Raw genomic sequence first — 20188 nt, forward strand, 5'->3', positions numbered from 1 at the left:
GATTGTAGCTTATTTTTCAGGATTTGTTATATCACATCACAATGAAAAATCAAACCAAACCCAAACCTGCCGCAGCTTTTATCAGCGAAGCAGTGTTACTTACTTCAAATTTCATCAGCAGATTGGATCTGTGGGTATTTACTATAGTTACACTTACAAAGAGCTGGTCGGCAATTTGCGGATTGGTCAATCCTTCTGCAATCAGAGTAAGTACTTCTTTTTCACGACGGGTAAGAAATGGGATATTTTTGGGTGTGGAAGAGGTCGTATTCTGGTCAAAATTGACATTCATATAATATCCGCCGGCTTGTACCTGGCGAATGGCTTCCAGGATTTCTTCCTTGGACGAACTTTTGATCAGGTAACCGCATGCCCCGTTCTGGATCATCCGCGAAACATAAGCACGTTCGCTGAATGTGCTAAGAGCCAAAGATTTAACTTCCGGAAATTGTTCTTTTATTTTTTTACAAAGGTCAATTCCGCTGATATCCGGCAAATTGATATCCAGAAAAGCAACATCTGTATCGTTGTTTTTCAGAAAAGCTATGGTATCATAAGCATTAGATGCAGTACCCACAACGGCAATTCCGTCCACATCGGCCAGCAATGATTTGAGCCCTTCCACAACCATTGGATGATCGTCCACAATAAGAATTTTTACAGCCATTAATGTGAGAATTTAATTTCTGTTTTATGTCTATAAGACAGATTGTCTGGTACTTATACTGTCACTTCTACCAATATGGATGTTCCTTCGTCCGGCTTGGACCGGATATCCAGTTTCCCATTCAGATAATCAATCCTGGCCTGCACATTTCTCAGACCTGCGCCTTTGTTACGGTCGAGCTGGGTTGTGTCAAAACCTTTTCCATTATCTTCCACTGTCAGACTCACATTATTGCCGACAAGCGTTAGCTGAACCTGTGCTTCTGTGGCTTCTGCATACTTCAGTACATTATTTAGCAGTTCCTGTACGATACGGTAAAGTACAATTTCGACTGATGAATCCAGCCGCTTGTCAAAACCAAATGCATGCATATATACTTTCAGCTGGCCAGATTCGCTGATACCCGAACAAAAATCAGTCAGGGCGTCAACAAGGCCGAATCTGACAAGTGCTTCCGGCATCATACTATGTGCCACACGACGCATTTCACTAATCGCACTGTCCAGTTGATTGATTGCCCGCGTAAACGTCATTGCGCTCGCCTCGGGCAGAATTACATTTCCCTTCACAGAATTAAGTGTTAATTTAATACCTGACAATAATCCCCCAAGTCCGTCGTGCAGGTCACGGGCAACGCGCTTGCGTTCTTCTTCCTGGCCTTTTAATATAGATTGAGTGGCTAAAAGCTGTTTTTCCTGTTGTAGTTGTAAAACTTCATTTTCTGCGATCCGTTTCCGTATTGTGATATTCCGGTAGACAAGCATGGCAATCAGCATGAGTACTAAAAGCCCGGCTATTAAGCTATAAATAAGTGTATTACGGGTTTGGTTTTCTTTTTCAAGCGTGATGATCTGTTTTTCTTTTTGCGCCGTCAAATATTTTGTATCCAATTCCTGAAGCTGTTTTTGAACATCTTTTCCCTGAATAGAATCATTTAGAATGATGTATTTATTTAAATACTCGTAAGCAGATTTGTAATTCTTTTCCCGTGCTTTGTCATGTGCATAATCTTCGTATAGTTCTATTAAATGATCGGTCATCTGATTTTCTTCTGCAATTTTGAGCGCTTCTGCTGTGTATTTTGCTGATGTTTCAGGCTGGCCAAGATCTTCAGCTACAAACATTAAAGCTCTGAGGCATTCCATTTCCAAAAATACATTACTGGTTTTTCTGGCCAGCTTTAAGCCCATTTTCCCAAAATTCTGTGCTTTTTCCAATTGCTTTAACCCACGGTTTGCACGGCATAATCCGCCAAAAGCCTGAATGATAAATACATCTGACTTGACGAGTTGTGCTACCTGCAATCCTTCCCTATACAAAGCCATGCTTTCCTGATGTTTTTTCAGATTGCCGAGGCAGCCCGCCAGATTCGTCAGAATGTCGGCCAATTGTAAACTGTCGTTCATTGTTCGCGCCAGTTTTAATGCTTTTTGTTTGTATACCAACGATTTATTAAACAGGTTGGCATGTTCAAATGCTGTTCCGATATTGACATAGATACTGGGAATATATTTTGTGATTCCTTCTTTTTCAAATATATCCGCAGACTGCTGATAGTATTTAATTCCTTCAGTGAATTTTCCCATATATGTATAGCTCGCTGCAATATAGGCCAGGCTTTTACCAACATTTGACTGATTTCTCATTCTTTTTGCTATCACCAGGCTTTCCTTGTTGAGTTGTAATGCCGGTTCAAATTTCCCTGCAGATTGAGAATATAGGTGTAATTGGATATGAACTTAAATTTTCCATTATCGTAATTGAGTTTATTACTCAATGCACTTGCTTTCAGGTAATATTTTGCGGCACTGTCAAGGTTCCCGTTTTCCAGAAACCGGCCGTATTCAATGTAAGCCAGCACCCGGTTTGTATCTTCTTTACTTCGACTGATATTTTTCAATAAAGTATATTCTTCCTTATTCTGTGCGAAGGCTGGCAAAATAAGGAGGACTATAAAAGCGATTTTAAAACCTGTTTTCATTGATCCGTTGAGCAGTTCCCGGGCGGTAAATTACTATTGTAAATTTTATAAATAAAACCGTTTAATCATATCGTGTAAAAGTATGATTTTTTGAAAATCGTGTTTTCACACGATTGACCTATGGCTTATTGGGCTATTACCTTTGTAATGTCAAAAGACAAGTTATTTATCTCATTATTATCAATTTAAAAACATTATTAGCCATGAAAAAAGTTATTTTCGTTCTGTTATTTGCTACATTATTTTTCTCTTGTGATGAAAAAAACAAGCCGGCTCCTGAACCTGAATTAAGCGGAAAAGTTACAGGAACTTACAAGATCAACATGCTGAAAATAGACGGCGTAAATTATCCTCTTGACCATGCAGACATCACGGTAGGCTTTGAAAAATTCTCTTCTGAGATTGTAACTGGCACCATGAAAGCAGCGATTGACGGAGAAGTGGAACCTGACGAAGATCTGGGAAATATCAATCTGAAAAACGCTGGCAGTACCGGAGTAGATTTATACGAAGGGACAACCAAGATTGGTAACGTAAGTAAGGAAAATGTGCTTTCGATATATGTAGATTTTGAAGGTACACAATTCGAAATGCAGGGAAACAAGCGATAAGGATTTTAGGCTTTCCAAGACTAGGCGTCCCCGACCAGGCGTCCCCGTATTAGAAACTTGCAAAGTCTTTTAACCGGAAAGCCTTTCAACATTCCTTAAAATTTACAACTAACATACAGCCATGAAAAATATTATAATTTCTTTAATCTCTTATTCAGCTTGTTTTTGTTTCCTTAATTTTCAATTTGCCGACGACTTCTCGGAGTTTGGTATCACAACCAAAAATGTACATGAAACGCTATGGAACAGTATTCAAAGCGATCAATTTTACATTCCATATATGGGTAGCACAGTAAAAGATGCATGTAAACTGATTTCACCTGAAAATCAGGCAGCTGCTGTACAGAAAATCGGCGGATTGGTTAAATCTTATTATGCTTCTGATGATTTCAAAAAACGATACAATGAATGGTTATCAAACAGTTTTTCACAAACAGCCACTACGCTTAGTGAAAAAAGGCAGGCGGAAATCAGGGAATACCGGGTTAAAGACACGGAACGATTAAAGGCCAGTGACATAGAGCCGATTATTGATATACAAATCCAGTCGGGTGAAACATTTGCAGGAATGGAAAGTATGCTCTCATCCCTGCCGGTTGAGCAAAGGGCAGAATTTAAAAAACAGATTGATAATGGAAAGAAAAATGCCGAATTTTTCAGAAAGATGAAGCCTTTGATCAAGTCTGATTTTACAGCATTCAAAATACAATACGCAGAACACCTGGCACAGGAAGAAATCAGTCAGCAACAGGATAGGCTGGCCAAAGAAAATAAAGACAACGCTCTGGAACTGGACAAATGGAAAAATCCTGAGAAAGTGCTTTCAGGGAAACTGGCAGAATTTTTGGAAAAAAGCAAGGATGTTGATTTTGCGGCCCAAACCAAAAATGCGGACAACCACAAAGTATTCGTTAATGCAACTTATGAAAGTAAAAACGATATCTGGAAATTTTGTTACCGCATGGGCAAAACACCAACAATTACAGCCAGAGCTTTTGCACAGCAATGGCTGGCGGAAATAAAGTAATTGTTCATCAGACTTTCCAAGACTCTAAGTCTTGGAAAGTCTGATCTTTAAAGTCTTCTTTTATCTGAAATATTTTCCAGCGGAACGGTCGGGATATAGCCTTTTCTGCCATCAGGCAAAAGAACCCGATAACCTTTGCTCATTTCTCCAATGATACGAACAACGGTATTTTGCGTTAAAGCACTGATTTGCCCGCTTGCCAGAAATTGAGGAGAACTAAACAAGTTTGCTTTTTTACGAATCCGTGCAGAATCTCCGAGCAAGCGGGAAGTTTCCGGCAGGCTGGGGATTTTCTCTTTCCGGTCGTTGATAAACGGCAGCGGATTTACCGCGCCAGATCCTTGTGTATAAATTCCGAAATGTAAATGTGGTGAAGTAGTAATTGCATTGCCGGTATTTCCTACCAATCCTAATGTATCACCTTTTATTACCCGTTCGCCTGTCGATACAAACTGGCTGTCCAGATGTGCATAATAAAGTGAATAATTACTTTCATTGGGAGATAAAAACACAATTTTTCCGCCTAAATTGTTGGTGCCAACCTGTGTAATAAATCCGTCTTCAGAAGCTACAACGGGTGTACCACGTTTCGCTCGGATATCAATTCCTTCATGTGATCGGGCACCACGGTCACGCTCCTGTCCCCAAACACTGATTACATCTGACATACCGTGACCGGCAACCGGAAATCCAAGTGTTGGTAATGTGGTAAGTAACAAAGAAACAATCAGTTTTTCGTGAAATCCGGTTTGTAAACGCAATAATAAGGTATCGCCAGTCTGATTGGAATAAGTAAAGGTCTGTTCTCCGTTTTTCAGGTAATCAATTCGCTGCGGTTTTCCATTGGATTTTATCTTGTATAGTTCCAGAAAAAATTGTGAAGTTGAATCCTGCTCTGAACGCTGCGACATAATAACCAGTTTTCTTCCCTCAGGAATTTTTAAACGGATAGCCTGCGCCGGAAGGGAATCGTCCAGGAAAAATCTTTCCTGATAAGGAGCATTTGAAAAAAGTGAATCGTTCAGTACTTCTTTGCTTACTCTGAACCAGGTTTGACCGGCCTGGGTTTTTTCCAGTTTGGCCTGATATAATTCCTTTTCATAATGTTCCAGCGGAGTTGTCGGAAACCAGTGGGAAACAGGCGTAGGTTTACAGGAAAATATATAAGATGCTAAAAGAGTAATTGTTACGAGCCGGATTAGTGCTTTCATTGCTTGACTTTGTTAATTCATTATGGTAATTAACAAAGTCATGCCATTGAAGTAGCCCTGAAAGGGCGTCATATCTCAACGTTGGGCATCGCCCATCGGTACCGCAGCTAAGACACCCGTCTGTAAACTGTCTCTGCCGCTTTATCTTCCTGTCCCTCCGGTGAAATATTATAGGCTGTAATGGTCAGAGTATTTTCATCTGAAAATTCAGTTACTGTACGCCATCCCCACGGTTCAGGCATTTCCGGATTTCCATAACTTCCCAATACTGAATAACCATTTTCCGTAGATTTTCCGGAGGATAACATCATAGCTGTTCCCATATGGAAACTATCGAGCCATGAAATCTGAAAGGTGTCATTTGCAATATCATAGCCATAAATGGCAATTCCTTCAAAAGGATTCCCATTGAGGCTGCCGTTGTATTCATGAATAATAAATCTTCCGCCAAGTACCGGGCGCATTATTCCCTGCATTGGGGATTCGTCGGCGATTACATTGGGCTCAAACCAGGTTTTTGTAATTCCTTCCCATTTTCCGATCAATCTTGCAAGCTGTTTATGAACACCGGATTCCAGCGATATTTCAAATTTGTTCATACTCATAATTTCGTACCATCAATTCGACCGGCTTTCGTCTTCCCTTTTTCCGACAAAGCGTGCAGAGAGTTACGTTTCATTGTTTTTATAAAATCAACTTTTTTGAACCTGAGCGCACTCCAGTCTTCATCAATGGCAACCATTCTTACAGGTTCAAGATCATAAGAGCCCATAACCTGCCAGCCAGTATCCCGGTTAAAATCAGCTTTATATTTTTTTGAGGTTCCTTTGGGATAACACATCCAGAGTGTGGCATCACCTTTCAGCAAATCTCCGATTGTCGGTATCAGGTAATCTATTTCGTTTTGTTGTGTTACAAACACCATGATGAAATCGAGATGAGATACATTATTCAGGGATGTAAGAATTTCTGTTTCTTCACGGATACTATCCAGATTGGCCTGAAATGATTCGGGTGCATTCAAAACAACGATCGTTTTTTGTTGTTTCAAATTGAGTTTTTTGAATACGGCATCCATTGGGTTTTATGTTTTAGTTCATAAGCATCATGACTATTGTATATGTTAATGCAGATTCAAATATAATAAATACGTAATAACAAAACCATATCAACAAACTGCATGGCCGGGGTAAAGATCTGTCTATTTATTCCAAATGCATGGTTCATACAAATGATCAGTGAATTACTAATGCCGGGGAAGTCGTATCTTTGTACAAATTATAGAAATCGGTTAAAATGTTATTTAAACAAAAAGATCTGGAAGGAATAAAATCCGGTAAAATTTCATTGGCTTTCAGAAAGTGGAAAAAGCTTTCAGTATATGCCGGGAGTTTTGTTGATACAAGCATCGGCATATTAAAGATTGGAGCTGTAAAAGTTATTTCTCTGGAAGAAATTACAGATAATGAGGCACAGGAAGCCGGATTCAAAAATGCTGCATCACTGGTTCAGCTATTAGAACAGCAAAAAGACGGGCTGATTTATAAAATTGATATTTCATTCCACGCAGAAAATCCTGAAACTGAATCTGAGGAAGAAGCTGAAATGGATGAAGAGGAATTTGAGACGATCAAATTAGCACTGGATAATCTGGATAAGTTTAGTAAAATCGGTAAATGGACAGTTAAAATGTTACAGGCCATCCGGGAAAATCCTAAACTGAAAGCAGCTGATCTGGCGGTTAAAGCCAAAAAGGAAAAGGAATGGCTGAAATTAAATGCGCGTAAACTAAGGGCACTCGAACTAATTATTAGCCACGAACCTGGCTATACGTTGTCACCCAAAGGAATAGCATACATGAATATGCTTGGCTTGTAGTTGGCAGTAGATTAAAAATATTTGCCCCACTCATTTCAAATAAAACCGGTTCGCTGGCTTAATTGAAATGGGCGGGGCTTTTTGCAGGATCAATATCAGTTTATTTTAACGATTTTCTGAAAAGTATGTTTATTACCCTGTTTTACATCCATTACATAGGTGCCGGTTGGCAAGTGTGATATATTCATTTTATGTGAAACCTTGCTTCCGTTTTTGTTTACAATTTCATTGGTATAAAGTCTTCCTGAACCAGCGTCAAAAATCTTTACTTCCAGATTGTAACTGACATCATTCGCCATATCAATCGTTACGTGTCCGGAAGCAGGATTGGGATAAACAACCAGCTCTTTTTCAACTGCTTTGCTTTCTAATAATAAAGCCGGGATGATTTCAGACGATGCTACACGGGCATTTGACGGTATAGTTGCAGTAATAACAAAAATGGGTGTTTCGCCCACAGTTAACTTTACGTTACCGCCATTTACCGGCAAGTCCTGAACTGCCATGTTATCACTTCCTGGTGTAGGTGTATAAATTTTGGCTGATCCTGTTCCACCCAGATTTAATGTATAATCAGCTGTCCTTCCAACTTCATCGGGTACAGTCAGTATATACAAAGATTTTCCATCCAGTTCGTAACGATCCACAACCGGGTCGTGATTCAGCGTTTCTTTGTACACATATTCTCCAAAAAGTTTATTCGTCTGGAAAAGGTAATCGGCAGATGGCCTGCGTGTTTCATTGTCATTTAAAAGCCCCGAAGAGCCAAACATTCCTGCTAATGGATTGTCATCATACATTTGATAGTAGAATACTTTTTCAATACCGTTGCGGGCAGAAGAAAGGGAAGTTCTCAATATCCAGTCGGCCTGCGTTTGCATTGCAGATTTATTACCGATCGCAATGGCTTTCAAGGGACTGTTTTGTGCAATATCAAAACCTGCTTCTGTAATCCAGACAGGCAGGTCATTACATAATTCGCGCGAAACTTTTACGAAATTCTGAAGTATTTCAGCTGAATTGGTTACCTCAGGAGCTGCACCACGGGTAGAAGTCCCGTTTTGGCTGGATGATGCATTGTCTGTATAAAGGTGGAAATTTACAATATCCCAGCATAAATTAACCGAGCCGTCAGGGTTGTACCCACGGAATTCCCTGCACCAGTCTACCATTCCTTTTACATAATCCGATCCGGTCACCAATCCTGCAATAACAACTTTCATATCAGGATCAGCATTTTTGACACCCGCTGCGGCTCCCATCGTGTTTTTGTGGCCATCATAAAAAGCAGATAAATTAGCCGCATATTCACGCGCAGTCTGATAACCTTTACGTCCTTTCCAGGTTTTATCCCTTTCGTTATCGCACTCTATATATTTGATCAGATCAAGCCCGATCCTTACCGTATTCGGATAATCACCATACCATCTTGGCGTGGTAGAAACACTTAACAATGCCGGATTGACATTGGTGTTACTGCCATAACGTGCGGCATACTGGAACGCAACCTTTGCCTGTTCCAGATAAGAAAGCGGGTCAGTAAAATCTTTTCCATAGCGGACAGGCACATTTTCTGCATCCCGTTCGCTTTCAGGGTACGTATTCAGCATCCAGTTTGGCAAAGTTTTCAAACAGGCGAGTACCTCTATATTTTCCTGTTTGCATCTTTCATATATCAAATCGTAATTCCAGCTACCGCTCAATGTAGGGTTATAGGAAAATATACCTTCAGTTGATTCCAGTTTTTCCCAGTCCATATAATGGCGTAAGCCGGTAAAACTTTTTGCAGCCGTTACTTTGGATTCTACCAGTGATTCAGCGTGGACACCATCCTGAAAATTCCATTCGTAACCATTTACACCCAACAAATCCCTTAATTTGATATTTTTGGTTCTGGCCGGAGCAACTGACGGAGTAGGAGCAGTGTAAGTGCCATAAAATTCGATTTCAGTCGGCAATACATTCGGAATAGTCAGAACCAGATAGCGCGCATTGGAAATAGGTGCATCCAGTTTGAACTTGCTATCCCCCGATAAATGTCTGTCGGGATAAGGGCCAACCCAGCCATTATAAATGTCACCAGTGAAAGTAGCGACAGGAATGCGTTCCCACTGATCCGTGATGATGGATAATACCATAGGCTGTTCTATGGCAGAACCAATAAAGTCGAAAAACTTAATACCTTCCAGCGTGATCACTTCACCTTCCAGAAGCGGGTAATATGCTTCATAATTATTAATGATCTTACCCCAGCCGGTATGAACTTCAACTTGCGTTTCGCCATCAAAAAAACCGTCGAGCCCGTTTGCTGCGTTGGTCAGCTGATACCAGCGTTTCGGGTCCATAGGAATTTTTGTTCCGATGGAAACGGCAGGCGGAGTAACAACACTTTCATTTATAATTTGTGTATGTACAATGTTTTCAGCTGCCAGAAAATTACTATTACCTACCTGTGAAGCAGTGATAGTTGTTTGTCCGGCTGCAACAACTGTTGCTTTCCAGGTTCCTGTATTGTTGGAAACAGAAACAATGCCCGGATTTGCTGAAGTGAAAATGATTGGAGTTTCGGGATTGTTACTGGTTGCAGCCAGATCGAAAGGGCTATCGCCGGTGTTTTTAGCAGGAAGCGCAGCAAAACTTAGTACTGACTGACTTTGCGTAATTCCGGGCACAGCTTCTAACCAGTTGAAATTAAAACCTCCCTGAATAGCATAAATACGGATAATCTGGCTTCCAGCCTGTAACATTACCGTTGTGCGTGCAGTTGCCCAGTTTTGCCAGCCATGTGTTTGAGGTACATTAACTTGTCCGAGTGCAGTTCCCCCGGCATTTTGAATTTCAATTTTACCATTATCATACCCATTTGCAAGCCTGAAATTAAAAGTGTAAACTCCTGCAGAAGCAACATTCACATTATAATCCATCCAATCGCCATTGTCGATGTAATTTACAGCTGTACCGCCATCTGTATCATTTGCGTTTTCAGTACTTACACTGCTTGATATATCAAAAGATTCTGCTTCTATTCTACCAGATAACGGCCTTGAAGCAGCTACATTAAACCAGTTAAAATTCCAGCCGCCATTTTCTGCATAAACACGTAAAGTCTGAATTCCTACAGACAAAGCCGCTGTCATATTTATAGTTTTCCAGGCTTGTGAACCTCCGGTCTGAGGAATATTCATTCTTCCCAAAATTGTTCCATCAACCTTTTTTACTGATAATGCCGCGTCCTGGCTGTATGCATTGGCAACCCTGAAATTGAAGGTATATATTCCGGCGGAAGTAACATTGACCTTGTAATCCATCCAGCTGTTGTCCTGGATCCATCCTACATTCTCTCCCCCATCAGTATCCGAAGTTGATTCCTTGGCCACGTCAGACATTTTATCATAAAGCTCGGCTTCAATTTTACCTGGCAGCAATAAAGGTTCAGATGGTAGTTGTTCGGGTTCCAGCTCAAACCAGTTAAAGTTAAAAGAACCGTATTTTGCAAAAAGCCTTATTACCTGGCTTCCTGCCGGAAGATTTAGTGTAGTACTGGAAGTTGCCCAGCTTTGCCAGCCGCCGGTCTGCGGAACATTCATTTGGCCCAGAACGTCACCTCCTGCATTTTTTATTTCAATAATCCCATTTCCATAAGCATTTGCTATTCTGAAATTGAGTGTATATGTGCCGGCAGATGCTACTTTTACATTGTAGTCCATCCAGTCACCATCGTCAATATAACCTACGTTAAGGTTACCGTCTGTGTCACTGGTTGTTTCAGTTTGAACTCCATACATAGAATCGAAATCTTCCGCTTCCATTTTTCCAAGCAAAGCCCTGGATCCTGCTGCTTCAAACCAGTTGAAGTTAAAGCCGCCTTTATCAGCATAAATTCGTAAAGTCTGATTTCCTGCCGGTAGCAATGCAATGATTTTAACTGTCTGCCAGCCTTGCATCCCACCAGTTTCAGGAACCCTGATTTGTCCTAAAACTGTTCCATTATCCGCTTTTAAAGAAAGTTTAGCATCCGAACTATAAGCATTAGCAATCCGGAACTTAAAAGTATAATAACCTTGGGTTGTAACATTTATGTGATAATCCATCCAGCTGCCATCCACGATCCAGCCTACATTTGATCCGCCATCTGTATCTGCTGTTGGTTCTACCCCCACGCTGTTCATCGCGTAGAAGTTTTCGGCTTCGATTTTTCCCGGTACAGAGCTATATGATTGAGCCTGAATTAAAAACGATTTTAATAATAAACAGATTAATATAAGTTTTCTCATTTCCTTAAAGCCTTAATATTTAAGGAAAGATACGAATATATTTAAATTAATAAATCTTATTTGTAGTAATATAGCTATATAACTTAGAAAAAATAGCTTTTAGTCTAACGTATATTATGAATTATTACTACTTTTTATTGTTTAATAAATGCTTTTAAATGATATGCAAGGCATTATTCTACAACTTCCAACAAATAAAAAGCATACGGATCCAGGATCAGATAATCTTCATCAGAACTGATCAGATACTCTTCTTCACGCCAGTGGTCAAAAAGTTTTACCGGAATAGTACCATTTTGCTTAAAGGCATACCATGTTAAATAGGAGCTATCCTGACTGTAATTGAAGATACAATACAGGCTTTTTCCTCCTCCATTTCTTAAAAAACCTGCCACATGAATATTATGTCTTGGCAGCCATTTGGTATTTTTTGTGTCGGCTACAACGGACAATTTTCTACGTATAGCCAAAAGTTTTTGTGTTCCCGAAAATACCTGACTTTCTATGGTCCCCGGTACTTCGGTCAGTTTATTCTTTTCCCAGTCAATAACAGGCCGGTGCATCCAGCGGTTATCATAACTTTTGGCAGGGTTCTGTAAGAATGAATAGTCATTGAGATATGCAGCTTCATCACCATAAAAAAGCATAGGAAGCCCGCCCAGAAAAAAACTATTGGCCTGCATCAATAATATTTTCTGAATAGAAGAAACAATCTGGACAGCACTATTATTTTCAATCGCTTTTTCCAGTCCGCATAATGAAGCCAGTGTCCCGCTGATCCGGGCATCCTGGGTTTTGGGATTTACCGAGAACAACGCGCCTCTGGAAGGAGAACCTGCATGTGATCCTGAAAAATATTCTTTCAGGTATTTCCGGTGTTCATAACTATTGTAGCCAGCTTCCTGGATCATATAATCATCATAGCCTAATCCAATATCATCATGACAGCGTGTGTACGTAATCCAGGAAGTTCCAAAAGGTTTTTCAGCTAATATTGGCTGGGCAGACAGCATAACCGAAACCTGGCCGGTTGCCAGTGCATCCCACTGTAAAGCCATTTGTGTAGCGTTGTATGCAAAATCGCACTCCATAGCTTTATAACGCTCCTGTCCGAAATATTTCATAATGGCCGAAGGAGCAACAATAGCTTCGCCCAATAATGCCATACCCGGTGCTGTAACCTGGACACATTGCTTTAAAAGTTGTAAAATCGTATGTGCCTGCGGCAGATTCTGACAATTGGTGCCAATCTCTTTCCATAGAAAAGCCGGTGCGTCAATCCTCAAAATATCAATACCCAGATTTGCATAGAACAATACATTATCCAGCATTTCGACAAAAACCTTCGGATTGCTGTAATTCAGGTCCCATTGGTATTTGTGAAAAACAGTCATGACCCATTTCTGGCATTCTTCAATCCAGGTGAAATTTCCCGGTGCACTTTCCGGAAAAACCTCAGGCATATTCTTCTCAAACTGATCAGGAATGGTACGGTTATCAAAAAAGTAAAAATAATCCTGGTACTCTTTTTCTCCTGCTCTGGCTTTCTGGGCCCATTCGTGTTTATGTGAAGTATGGTTCAGCACAATATCAAGCATGAGATACATGTCCTTTTCCTGCATGGTTTGCCTTAGTTTATGCAGGTCTTTCAGCGTGCCAAACTTTTTATCCACTTTCCTGAAGTCAGATACTGCATAACCTCCGTCGCTTTCGTTTTCCGGACTTTCAAAAACGGGCATGAGGTGCAAAAGGTTTACACCCAGATTGAGAACATAATCCAGTTTGCCCGGCAGTTTGGTGAGATGCCCGCAAAACCGATCCACGTACAGGCTCATTCCTGCCAGCTCGTTACTCAGATACCAGTTTTCGGCTTTCTTATTATCACGGTTCTTTAAGTCGGTAGCACGATTCTGGTTCGCTGCGATCAATACTTCAATAAGCTTCGAAAAATTTTCGCTGTACGCAGGGTGTTGTGCATAAAGTTTTGTGTATAAATCCCTGATTTCTGCGGCATGCAGTACAAGTTTTGTATAGAATTTTTTATCAGTACCAGCTATGTCGAGATTATTATTTTGCACGGCATCAAAAAGTGCATTAACGATCTGGTTATTATTCATCACTATAAAGTTTAATCCAAAACTGAAATCAATAAAACTGACTTGCAGATTTTCTATTGATAATTATTAATTCTTCACTGCGCGGCAAGGCGCCCTCAATTCAACACTCAATGCGCTGATCCTCTGAACTCGGTTTCGCCAACTACGGCTCCCTTCCTGATTTTGATAAATACTACGGAAACGGCTGCTAAAACCAATAATACGCCCGCAAGCCTGATTGCATTAACTGGATCGCTATTAAGCAGCGATTTGTAATATAATGGCAAAGTAAAAGTCTCCAGCAACATTGGAATGACAATGAACATATTAAAAATTCCCATATAAACGCCTGTTCGTTCGGCCGGAATGCTGCCTGCCAGCATGATATAAGGATTTCCCATCATACTTGCCCACGATAAACCCATTCCAATCATAGGAACAAAGAGCAAATATTTATTATGAATAAAAGGAATAGCTAACAACCCGATTCCAGCGAGAAAAAGGCAAATTCCATGCAAGTATTTTGGGCCGTATTTCCTGGCAAGCCATGCCAGTCCAAACGCTGAAATGAAAGCAACCGCATTGTAAAAAGCGCCCATTGGCCCAATCCATATTTCTGCCTTTCTGAACAGCGGACTTTCGGAATCCACTGTGTTATACAAAGTTGATGATACACATTTAGCAATGTATTGCCAATAAATAAACATTCCATACCAGCTGAATAACATCATGGGAGCCATGAGTTTCATCGTTAGGGGCATTTCCCGCATGGCTTCAAAAATTTCTGAAAAAGTAGAAGCTACTCCTGCGGGCGAAGATCTTATTTTTGCCTTTTCTTCCTCAGACAGCGGAATTTCTTTTGTTGTTTTTAAAGTCCATAAAATAGAACTGATAGAAACAACTGCACCGATAAGAAAAGCCATCAGTGTAGAAGTCGGTATCCGTCCAATTTTTCCTGATTCAGATATGGCAAAGAAGTTTATAAGCAAAAATGGTGTCAGATAAGACAGTGTTTGTCCCAAACCGGTAAATGCACTTTGTGTCAGAAACCCGAGTGAATGCTGACTTTTATCCAGTTTATCGCTTACAAATGCACGGTAAGGTTCCTGTGTAATATTATTGGAAGCGTCCAGGATCCATAATACGCTGGCTGCCATCCATACTGAACTGCTGAACGGCATAACTAATAAAGACAAGCTGCACAAAATTGCGCCGACTAAAAAATATGGAGTTCTTCGACCCCATTTTGTTATTGTTTTGTCGCTTAACGCCCCAATAATTGGCTGTACGATTAAACCTGTCATCGGTCCGGCCAGCCAGAGTAAAGGCAAACTGCTTTCATCTGCGCCTAAATAAGAATAAATGGGGCTCATATTGGCTTGCTGTAAGCCAAAGCTATATTGTAAGCCAAAAAAGCCAAAATTCATATTGATAATCTGGCCGAAAGATAAATGCGGTTTTATAAAGTTCATTTCATTTGTTTTTGTTCAAAAGTATATTCTTTTATAAAGAAAAAAGAATAATATTTCTATAAATATCATTCAGCAGGAAGCAATTTAATTATTGTTCCGGGAATTTCTCATAGAAGGACTACTATTCCAAAAGTATACCCGAATATTGCGTAAGCGGGTCATTGAAACAGATGAAATGAAGAAATGACTGAAGTTTACAAATGTGTCCCAATTCCGTTTTTGATATTGAGCTGAATTGCACAAATAATCAGAAAGTGAAACCTGTAAAGCGTTCTCACTTTTATAAGGCAATATGAAATACTTATCAGAGGGAATTAAATGAACAGGAGGAGATATGGCAGGACTGGATTTTTAAACATTCCATGTATATCAAAATAATCTTTGAGACATATTAGTATATACAAACCCAGGGAGCCTGGAATATTTTTTGAGAAGTTACAGGAAGAATTCGCTATTTATATGGTAAAATAACCACTTTGGAAATGCAGAGGTAATATTCTTCTTGCAGAAGAAAACATTGATAAACGCCTGATTTACTTTCGAATAAGTAATTTATAGTAGAGCTACAACCATAGAATTTAGTTAAAAGCCGGTATCTCCGGATCAATTCCCGGATCTGTCAATGGCTCTGTTTCAGGAACAACCGGTTCAACAGGCGGAAGTTCAGGAGTTGGTTCTACCGGAGGAGTTTCGGGTTCTCTTTCAAATGGTGGTGTTTCCTCAGGAATATCCGGGTAAGGAACCTCTGGACGAGGATCATAAATGGGATTTTCATCCGGACCAGTGGGATCTACATTACTACTATAAGTCTGATCCCAGAATGCTGTTGCTATTTGATATATATCCATGACTTTGAGACGTTATTTATTTTAAAAGTTACAGGTTGTTCAATAAAATAATTATGCCGGATAATTATTTTTTAGTTTCTGCATCTTCTTACGGGTTTTTTCCAGATTCTTTCCGGTTTTGTTTAGCAACTTTACTGCCCTATGAAGATATTAATCGTTGAAGATGAGCCCGATCTGTTGGAAATAATTCAACAGTCACTGGAAATGGAAAATTTTCTTGTAGAAACTGCAGGTAATTATAATTCGGCGCTGGACAAAATCATTTCTTTTGATTACGACTGTATATTGCTCGATATTATGCTGCCCGGAGGCAATGGGCTTGACTTGTTACAGGAATTAAAAAATCTTGATAAGTCGGATAATGTCATTATTATTTCTGCCAAAGATTCGCTGGACGACAAGTTAAAAGGCCTTAATCTGGGCGCGGATGATTATATGACCAAGCCTTTCCATATTGCAGAACTCACGGCTCGGGTAAAATCGGTGCTGAGAAGAAAATTTTTTCAGGGAAAGAACCTGATCGTAATTGGAAATTTGAAACTGGATCCGGAAGAAAGATCGCTTCTGATTGACGACCAGGCTTTGCTGCTGAACAGGAAAGAGTTTGATATACTGACTTATATGATCGTGAATAAAAACAGGCTGGTCAATAAAACGTCCCTGGCTGAGCATGTTTGGGGTGATCATATGGATCAGGCAGATGACTATGAATTTATTTATTCACAAATTAAAAACTTACGCAAGAAATTGAAAGATAATAAGGCAGATGTGGAAATTCAGGCCGTTTATGGGATTGGTTATAAACTGGTTCAGGTATGAATTTACTCAATTACACCTTAAAATATCTGGCGTTTGCATTGTTCGGGATTATCAGTGTTTGGGCAGTAATATTTTATGTCAATATGCTGGACGAGGTTTATGACAGTCTGGACGATGGGCTGGATAATTACAAATTGCTGATCATCGAAAAAGCGCAAAAAGATTCTACGACCTTTTCCAGAACTGAATTTGCGGAAGGAAATTACGAAATACGCGAAATCTCAAAAAGTAAAGCCCTGGAAATAAAGGACACCCACAAAGATACTTTGATGTACATGCAGTTTGAGGAAGACCTTGAACCCGTCCGTTTGCTAACAACAGCCTTTGCCCATCAGAACAAATACTATGAACTGAAAGTCATTTCTTCCATGGTTGAAGAGGATGATTTGATTGAAGATCTGTTTTACTCACTCATCTGGCTGTATATTGCCTTGCTTATAAGTATCCTGATCGTTAATAACTTCCTGCTCAAAAAAGTATGGAAACCATTTTATGATTTGCTGGAACAGCTGAAAAAATTCCGGCTCGGGAAAGATCACTCGATCAGTACCGTAAAAACGAATGTTAAGGAATTTAAAGTGCTGAATGATTCCGTTACTTCATTGGTAAATCACACACTGGAAACATACAATAGTCAGAAACAATTTATTGAAAACGCTTCACACGAGCTGCAAACGCCCATTGCTATCAGCATTAACAGATTGGAGTTACTGGCTGAAAAGAATGAAATGACAGAAGGAAACCTTGAAACAATCGGACAGGTAATTCAGACACTGGAAAGACTGACCAGGCTCAATAAATCGCTGTTGCTGCTCTCAAAAATTGAAAACCGGCAGTTTGAAGAAACAGAAACTGTGTCGATCAATAAGATCTTCCAGGATATAAACGAAGAATTTTCAGATTTTGCAGAGTTCAAAAACATCACTATTTCAATTCATGAGAGCGGACAGTTACATGCAGTTATGCAAAAGGATCTGGCATCCATTCTGATTTCAAATCTGATGAAAAATGCCATTGTCCATAACCATACGTCCGGAACATTAGATATTGAAATTACAGGTTCATACTTTGAAATTTCAAATTCCGGAAGTGCCATAGCTTTGAATAAAGACAGTATATTCAAGCGTTTTCATAAAGATTCCGATGACAAGAATAATACCGGTTTAGGCCTTGCGATTGTGAAAGCGATTGTGGATTTGTATGGTTTACAGGTTGAATATTCTTTTGATGGGAAGCATCGGGTGAAGGTTTTGCTTTGATGCTTTTTCTGGTAGTTACTCAGCTCAGCTACAAACAAAAAAAAATTTTAAATCTCCATTTCATTCCCAATTCCTTCCGGTTTTCACTTTTAACATTGCATCAAAAAATGTTAGAAACATGAAACAGATATTGATCAGCATATTCCTTTTAGCAGTACTTAATCTATCAGCATTCGCTCAGAAAGATTCTTCTGCGAAAAAACTTCCATTAAAAATCCGCCATGCCGAGCCATTGTATATGGATCTGATCCGTGATTTGGGTGCCAGAAAGGGAGAGAAAGAATGGAACGTCGGTTATGGCATCGAAGGCCATAAAGATTATACAATCAATCATTCTTTTGTGGAATATGAATTTTCTCCATTAAACCGACTCGGACTTGAAGTTGAAATTCCCTTTGCTTTTTACAGAGGTGTCCAGAGTTCCGAAAACATCGAAATTCCGCGAAACCGGATAGAGGGGTTGAAACTGGCAGCACAATACACTTTTTTTGTTTCGGAAAAACACCAGATGTCTATGGCAGGCGGTTACATGCACGAATTCCGGACACATTCATTCTATTCCATTGATCATGGCCGTGGAATGCTAAAAGGAAATAGCGTAACTCCGTTTTTTATTGTTGCCAGGAAATTTGGAAAACATATCAATACAATGCTTTACACCGGGCCGGAATGGGAATTTGTTCCGGAAGAATCCAAACGGAGTTTGTATTATCAGGTAAATGCCAGTATGCATTATGTGTTGGCTTCCGGAAATTTTGTTGGTGTTGAGGTAAATGATGAATTTTCAGCTGCAACGCATCAAATGGTTTTCAGGCCTCAAATGAAACTGATCCTAAATCCGAATCTGGCGCTTGGCCTTGTTACGGGTATTCCAACAAATTTCCGGACCGACGGTATGAGTTTTATGGCAAGGATTATTTTTGAACCACGATCAAAAAAATAATTTTCAGCGCAGTTTATTCCCAATTCTTTCCGGTTTCGTGTATTCTATTTGTATCAGAATTAAACGAAACAACAATTAAATCAGAACCAATCATTAAATAAAAAGTATATGAAAAAGATCATTTTTTTAGCCGCAAGTTTATTTTATTCAGTAATGTCCTTTGCACAGGAAATACAAGCTGGCGAAGTTCCGTCAATAGTGTTGAATACATTTAAACAAAAATTCCTAAAAGCTGCGGATGTAGAATGGAAACTGAAAAACCAGTTGTATAATGTAGAATTTGAAATTGGACGTGTCGATCATGAAGCGTGGATCAGTAACAATGGCAGCATTGTAAAACACAAGCAGGATATTCAAACCAATGAATTGCCAGGCGCAGTTTCCGAAAGCATCAGCCGCAATTACAAAGGTTTCAGAATTGATGATGCAGAAAAAATTGAAGCCGGTGAAAAACTATTATACAAAGTAGAATTGAAAACAGCGTCGAAGGAAGAGGATGTAGTTTTTGATCATAACGGGAAGTTGGTTGAATCGTATTAATAGATATTTCCTGTAAAGCTGGGAAGCGGCCGCCACAAGGAGAAAGCAAAGAGTGCAGAGAGGATTAGAAAACCCTTTGCGCTCTTTGGTTTTTTACAAAACCGAAGCTTCCAAACTTTGCGTGGAAAAAGTTACTGAGAGCACTTGGTTAGCTTTATAAATTAAAAAATAAATATATTCTTCAACTAAGGAATTATTTTGAAACAATTAATGTAATGCTCCTGAATTCAATATATCAATACATTCGCATTCATCAATATATTAAGGCCATGGACATAAGGAAAGTGGAAAGGATTTCAAAAGCGTTAAGTGACCCAAGTCGTATTACAATTTTGCAGCAATTGCGCCAAAAAGAGGATTGTTTGTACTGTCATGAAATTTCAGACTTTATTGATCTGGCACAACCTTCAATTTCTCACCATGTGAAACAATTGGCAGATGCAGATCTGGTAGTGGTTGAAAAAGAAGGAAGACAGGTTAAATACAAACTCAACCAAACGGTTCTTAATGAATATGTGCAGTTTCTTAATACTCTGAAAGTTTAAAATTTTTTGCTCAAAAA

At 39.6% G+C, this 20188-nt stretch carries 18 protein-coding genes; 8 read left to right on the forward strand and 10 right to left on the reverse strand.

What is annotated here, in order from left to right:
• Positions 1 to 49: 49 nt before the first annotated feature.
• From KZC02_RS19520 to KZC02_RS31985, 3 genes are read right to left on the reverse strand one after another with little or no spacing between them, the layout of a single operon-like run.
• Positions 50 to 667, reverse strand: a complete 618-nt coding sequence (locus KZC02_RS19520) for a response regulator transcription factor (RefSeq protein WP_221390230.1) — start codon at positions 665 to 667, stop codon at positions 50 to 52.
• 53 nt (positions 668 to 720) lie between these two features.
• On the reverse strand, positions 721 to 2313 hold the full coding sequence (locus tag KZC02_RS19525; RefSeq protein ID WP_229253681.1) for an ATP-binding protein: 1593 nt from the start codon (positions 2311 to 2313) through the stop codon (positions 721 to 723).
• 11 nt (positions 2314 to 2324) lie between these two features.
• The gene (locus tag KZC02_RS31985) at positions 2325 to 2648 is read right to left on the reverse strand and encodes an MICOS complex subunit MIC60 (protein WP_229253682.1); all 324 of its coding nucleotides are present in this window, start codon (positions 2646 to 2648) and stop codon (positions 2325 to 2327) included.
• Between the two features lie 203 nt (positions 2649 to 2851).
• Here KZC02_RS31985 and KZC02_RS19530 point away from each other — a divergent pair, with 203 nt between their 5' ends.
• Positions 2852 to 3259 (forward strand): hypothetical protein, encoded by a 408-nt coding sequence (locus KZC02_RS19530; RefSeq protein ID WP_221390231.1) that lies wholly within the window; start codon positions 2852 to 2854, stop codon positions 3257 to 3259.
• 121 nt (positions 3260 to 3380) lie between these two features.
• The gene (locus KZC02_RS19535) at positions 3381 to 4286 is read left to right on the forward strand and encodes a hypothetical protein (protein ID WP_221390232.1); all 906 of its coding nucleotides are present in this window, start codon (positions 3381 to 3383) and stop codon (positions 4284 to 4286) included.
• A 47-nt stretch (positions 4287 to 4333) separates the two neighbouring features.
• Here KZC02_RS19535 and KZC02_RS19540 read toward each other — a convergent pair whose 3' ends face one another.
• From KZC02_RS19540 to KZC02_RS19550, 3 genes are all read right to left on the reverse strand, one after another.
• Positions 4334 to 5497, reverse strand: a complete 1164-nt coding sequence (locus tag KZC02_RS19540) for a M23 family metallopeptidase (protein WP_221390233.1) — start codon at positions 5495 to 5497, stop codon at positions 4334 to 4336.
• 107 nt (positions 5498 to 5604) lie between these two features.
• Positions 5605 to 6102, reverse strand: a complete 498-nt coding sequence (locus KZC02_RS19545) for a DUF1579 domain-containing protein (protein WP_221390234.1) — start codon at positions 6100 to 6102, stop codon at positions 5605 to 5607.
• A complete protein-coding gene (locus tag KZC02_RS19550) occupies positions 6099 to 6575 on the reverse strand; it encodes a hypothetical protein (protein ID WP_221390235.1) in 477 nt (158 codons plus the stop codon). Before KZC02_RS19550 ends, KZC02_RS19545 begins: the two co-directional genes overlap by 4 nt.
• A 218-nt stretch (positions 6576 to 6793) precedes the next feature.
• Between KZC02_RS19550 and KZC02_RS19555 the strand changes: the two genes are divergently transcribed.
• Positions 6794 to 7375, forward strand: a complete 582-nt coding sequence (locus KZC02_RS19555) for a hypothetical protein (protein ID WP_221390236.1) — start codon at positions 6794 to 6796, stop codon at positions 7373 to 7375.
• Positions 7376 to 7470: 95 nt separating this feature from the next.
• Here the strand turns inward: KZC02_RS19555 and KZC02_RS19560 are convergent, their stop codons facing one another.
• The 4 genes from KZC02_RS19560 to KZC02_RS19575 form a co-directional block, all read right to left on the reverse strand.
• Complete coding sequence (locus KZC02_RS19560; RefSeq protein WP_221390237.1) at positions 7471 to 11649, reverse strand: carbohydrate-binding protein; 4179 nt, start codon at positions 11647 to 11649, stop codon at positions 7471 to 7473.
• Positions 11650 to 11822: 173 nt separating this feature from the next.
• A complete protein-coding gene (locus KZC02_RS19565; RefSeq protein ID WP_221390238.1) occupies positions 11823 to 13766 on the reverse strand; it encodes an alpha-amylase family protein in 1944 nt (647 codons plus the stop codon).
• A gap of 107 nt (positions 13767 to 13873) precedes the next feature.
• The gene (locus KZC02_RS19570) at positions 13874 to 15217 is read right to left on the reverse strand and encodes an MFS transporter (RefSeq protein WP_221390239.1); all 1344 of its coding nucleotides are present in this window, start codon (positions 15215 to 15217) and stop codon (positions 13874 to 13876) included.
• Positions 15218 to 15795: 578 nt separating this feature from the next.
• Entirely contained in the window at positions 15796 to 16065 is a 270-nt protein-coding gene (locus KZC02_RS19575; protein WP_221390240.1) for a filamentous hemagglutinin, read from the reverse strand.
• Positions 16066 to 16206: 141 nt separating this feature from the next.
• Between KZC02_RS19575 and KZC02_RS19580 the strand changes: the two genes are divergently transcribed.
• The 5 genes from KZC02_RS19580 (at position 16207) to KZC02_RS19600 (ending at position 20171) form a co-directional block, all read left to right on the forward strand.
• Positions 16207 to 16884 (forward strand): response regulator transcription factor, encoded by a 678-nt coding sequence (locus KZC02_RS19580; RefSeq protein ID WP_221390241.1) that lies wholly within the window; start codon positions 16207 to 16209, stop codon positions 16882 to 16884.
• On the forward strand, positions 16881 to 18143 hold the full coding sequence (locus tag KZC02_RS19585; RefSeq protein WP_221390242.1) for a HAMP domain-containing sensor histidine kinase: 1263 nt from the start codon (positions 16881 to 16883) through the stop codon (positions 18141 to 18143). Before KZC02_RS19580 ends, KZC02_RS19585 begins: the two co-directional genes overlap by 4 nt.
• 118 nt (positions 18144 to 18261) lie before the next feature.
• On the forward strand, positions 18262 to 19086 hold the full coding sequence (locus KZC02_RS19590; RefSeq protein WP_221390243.1) for an HAEPLYID family protein: 825 nt from the start codon (positions 18262 to 18264) through the stop codon (positions 19084 to 19086).
• Positions 19087 to 19194: 108 nt separating this feature from the next.
• Positions 19195 to 19626, forward strand: a complete 432-nt coding sequence (locus KZC02_RS19595; protein ID WP_221390244.1) for a PepSY-like domain-containing protein — start codon at positions 19195 to 19197, stop codon at positions 19624 to 19626.
• 269 nt (positions 19627 to 19895) lie between these two features.
• Positions 19896 to 20171, forward strand: a complete 276-nt coding sequence (locus tag KZC02_RS19600) for a helix-turn-helix transcriptional regulator (RefSeq protein ID WP_221390245.1) — start codon at positions 19896 to 19898, stop codon at positions 20169 to 20171.
• The last annotated feature ends 17 nt before the right edge of the window (positions 20172 to 20188 follow it).

Source organism: Dyadobacter sp. NIV53 (assembly GCF_019711195.1).
Lineage (GTDB): Bacteria > Bacteroidota > Bacteroidia > Cytophagales > Spirosomataceae > Dyadobacter.

Excerpts from the sequence above, each read along its gene's own strand:
- KZC02_RS19600 (WP_221390245.1), top strand. The coding sequence starts at position 19,896 with ATGGACATAAGGAAAGTGGAAAGGATTTCAAAAGCGTTAAGTGACCCA.
- KZC02_RS19595 (WP_221390244.1), top strand. The coding sequence starts at position 19,195 with ATGAAAAAGATCATTTTTTTAGCCGCAAGTTTATTTTATTCAGTAATG.
- KZC02_RS19530 (WP_221390231.1), top strand. The coding sequence starts at position 2,852 with ATGAAAAAAGTTATTTTCGTTCTGTTATTTGCTACATTATTTTTCTCT.
- KZC02_RS19540 (WP_221390233.1), bottom strand. The coding sequence starts at position 5,497 with ATGAAAGCACTAATCCGGCTCGTAACAATTACTCTTTTAGCATCTTAT.
- KZC02_RS19535 (WP_221390232.1), top strand. The coding sequence starts at position 3,381 with ATGAAAAATATTATAATTTCTTTAATCTCTTATTCAGCTTGTTTTTGT.
- KZC02_RS19585 (WP_221390242.1), top strand. The coding sequence starts at position 16,881 with ATGAATTTACTCAATTACACCTTAAAATATCTGGCGTTTGCATTGTTC.
- KZC02_RS19575 (WP_221390240.1), bottom strand. The coding sequence starts at position 16,065 with ATGGATATATATCAAATAGCAACAGCATTCTGGGATCAGACTTATAGT.
- KZC02_RS19560 (WP_221390237.1), bottom strand. The coding sequence starts at position 11,649 with ATGAGAAAACTTATATTAATCTGTTTATTATTAAAATCGTTTTTAATT.
- KZC02_RS19570 (WP_221390239.1), bottom strand. The coding sequence starts at position 15,217 with ATGAACTTTATAAAACCGCATTTATCTTTCGGCCAGATTATCAATATG.
- KZC02_RS19580 (WP_221390241.1), top strand. The coding sequence starts at position 16,207 with ATGAAGATATTAATCGTTGAAGATGAGCCCGATCTGTTGGAAATAATT.
- KZC02_RS19565 (WP_221390238.1), bottom strand. The coding sequence starts at position 13,766 with ATGAATAATAACCAGATCGTTAATGCACTTTTTGATGCCGTGCAAAAT.
- KZC02_RS19555 (WP_221390236.1), top strand. The coding sequence starts at position 6,794 with ATGTTATTTAAACAAAAAGATCTGGAAGGAATAAAATCCGGTAAAATT.
- KZC02_RS19590 (WP_221390243.1), top strand. The coding sequence starts at position 18,262 with ATGAAACAGATATTGATCAGCATATTCCTTTTAGCAGTACTTAATCTA.
- KZC02_RS19525 (WP_229253681.1), bottom strand. The coding sequence starts at position 2,313 with ATGAGAAATCAGTCAAATGTTGGTAAAAGCCTGGCCTATATTGCAGCG.
- KZC02_RS31985 (WP_229253682.1), bottom strand. The coding sequence starts at position 2,648 with ATGAAAACAGGTTTTAAAATCGCTTTTATAGTCCTCCTTATTTTGCCA.
- KZC02_RS19550 (WP_221390235.1), bottom strand. The coding sequence starts at position 6,575 with ATGGATGCCGTATTCAAAAAACTCAATTTGAAACAACAAAAAACGATC.
- KZC02_RS19545 (WP_221390234.1), bottom strand. The coding sequence starts at position 6,102 with ATGAGTATGAACAAATTTGAAATATCGCTGGAATCCGGTGTTCATAAA.
- KZC02_RS19520 (WP_221390230.1), bottom strand. The coding sequence starts at position 667 with ATGGCTGTAAAAATTCTTATTGTGGACGATCATCCAATGGTTGTGGAA.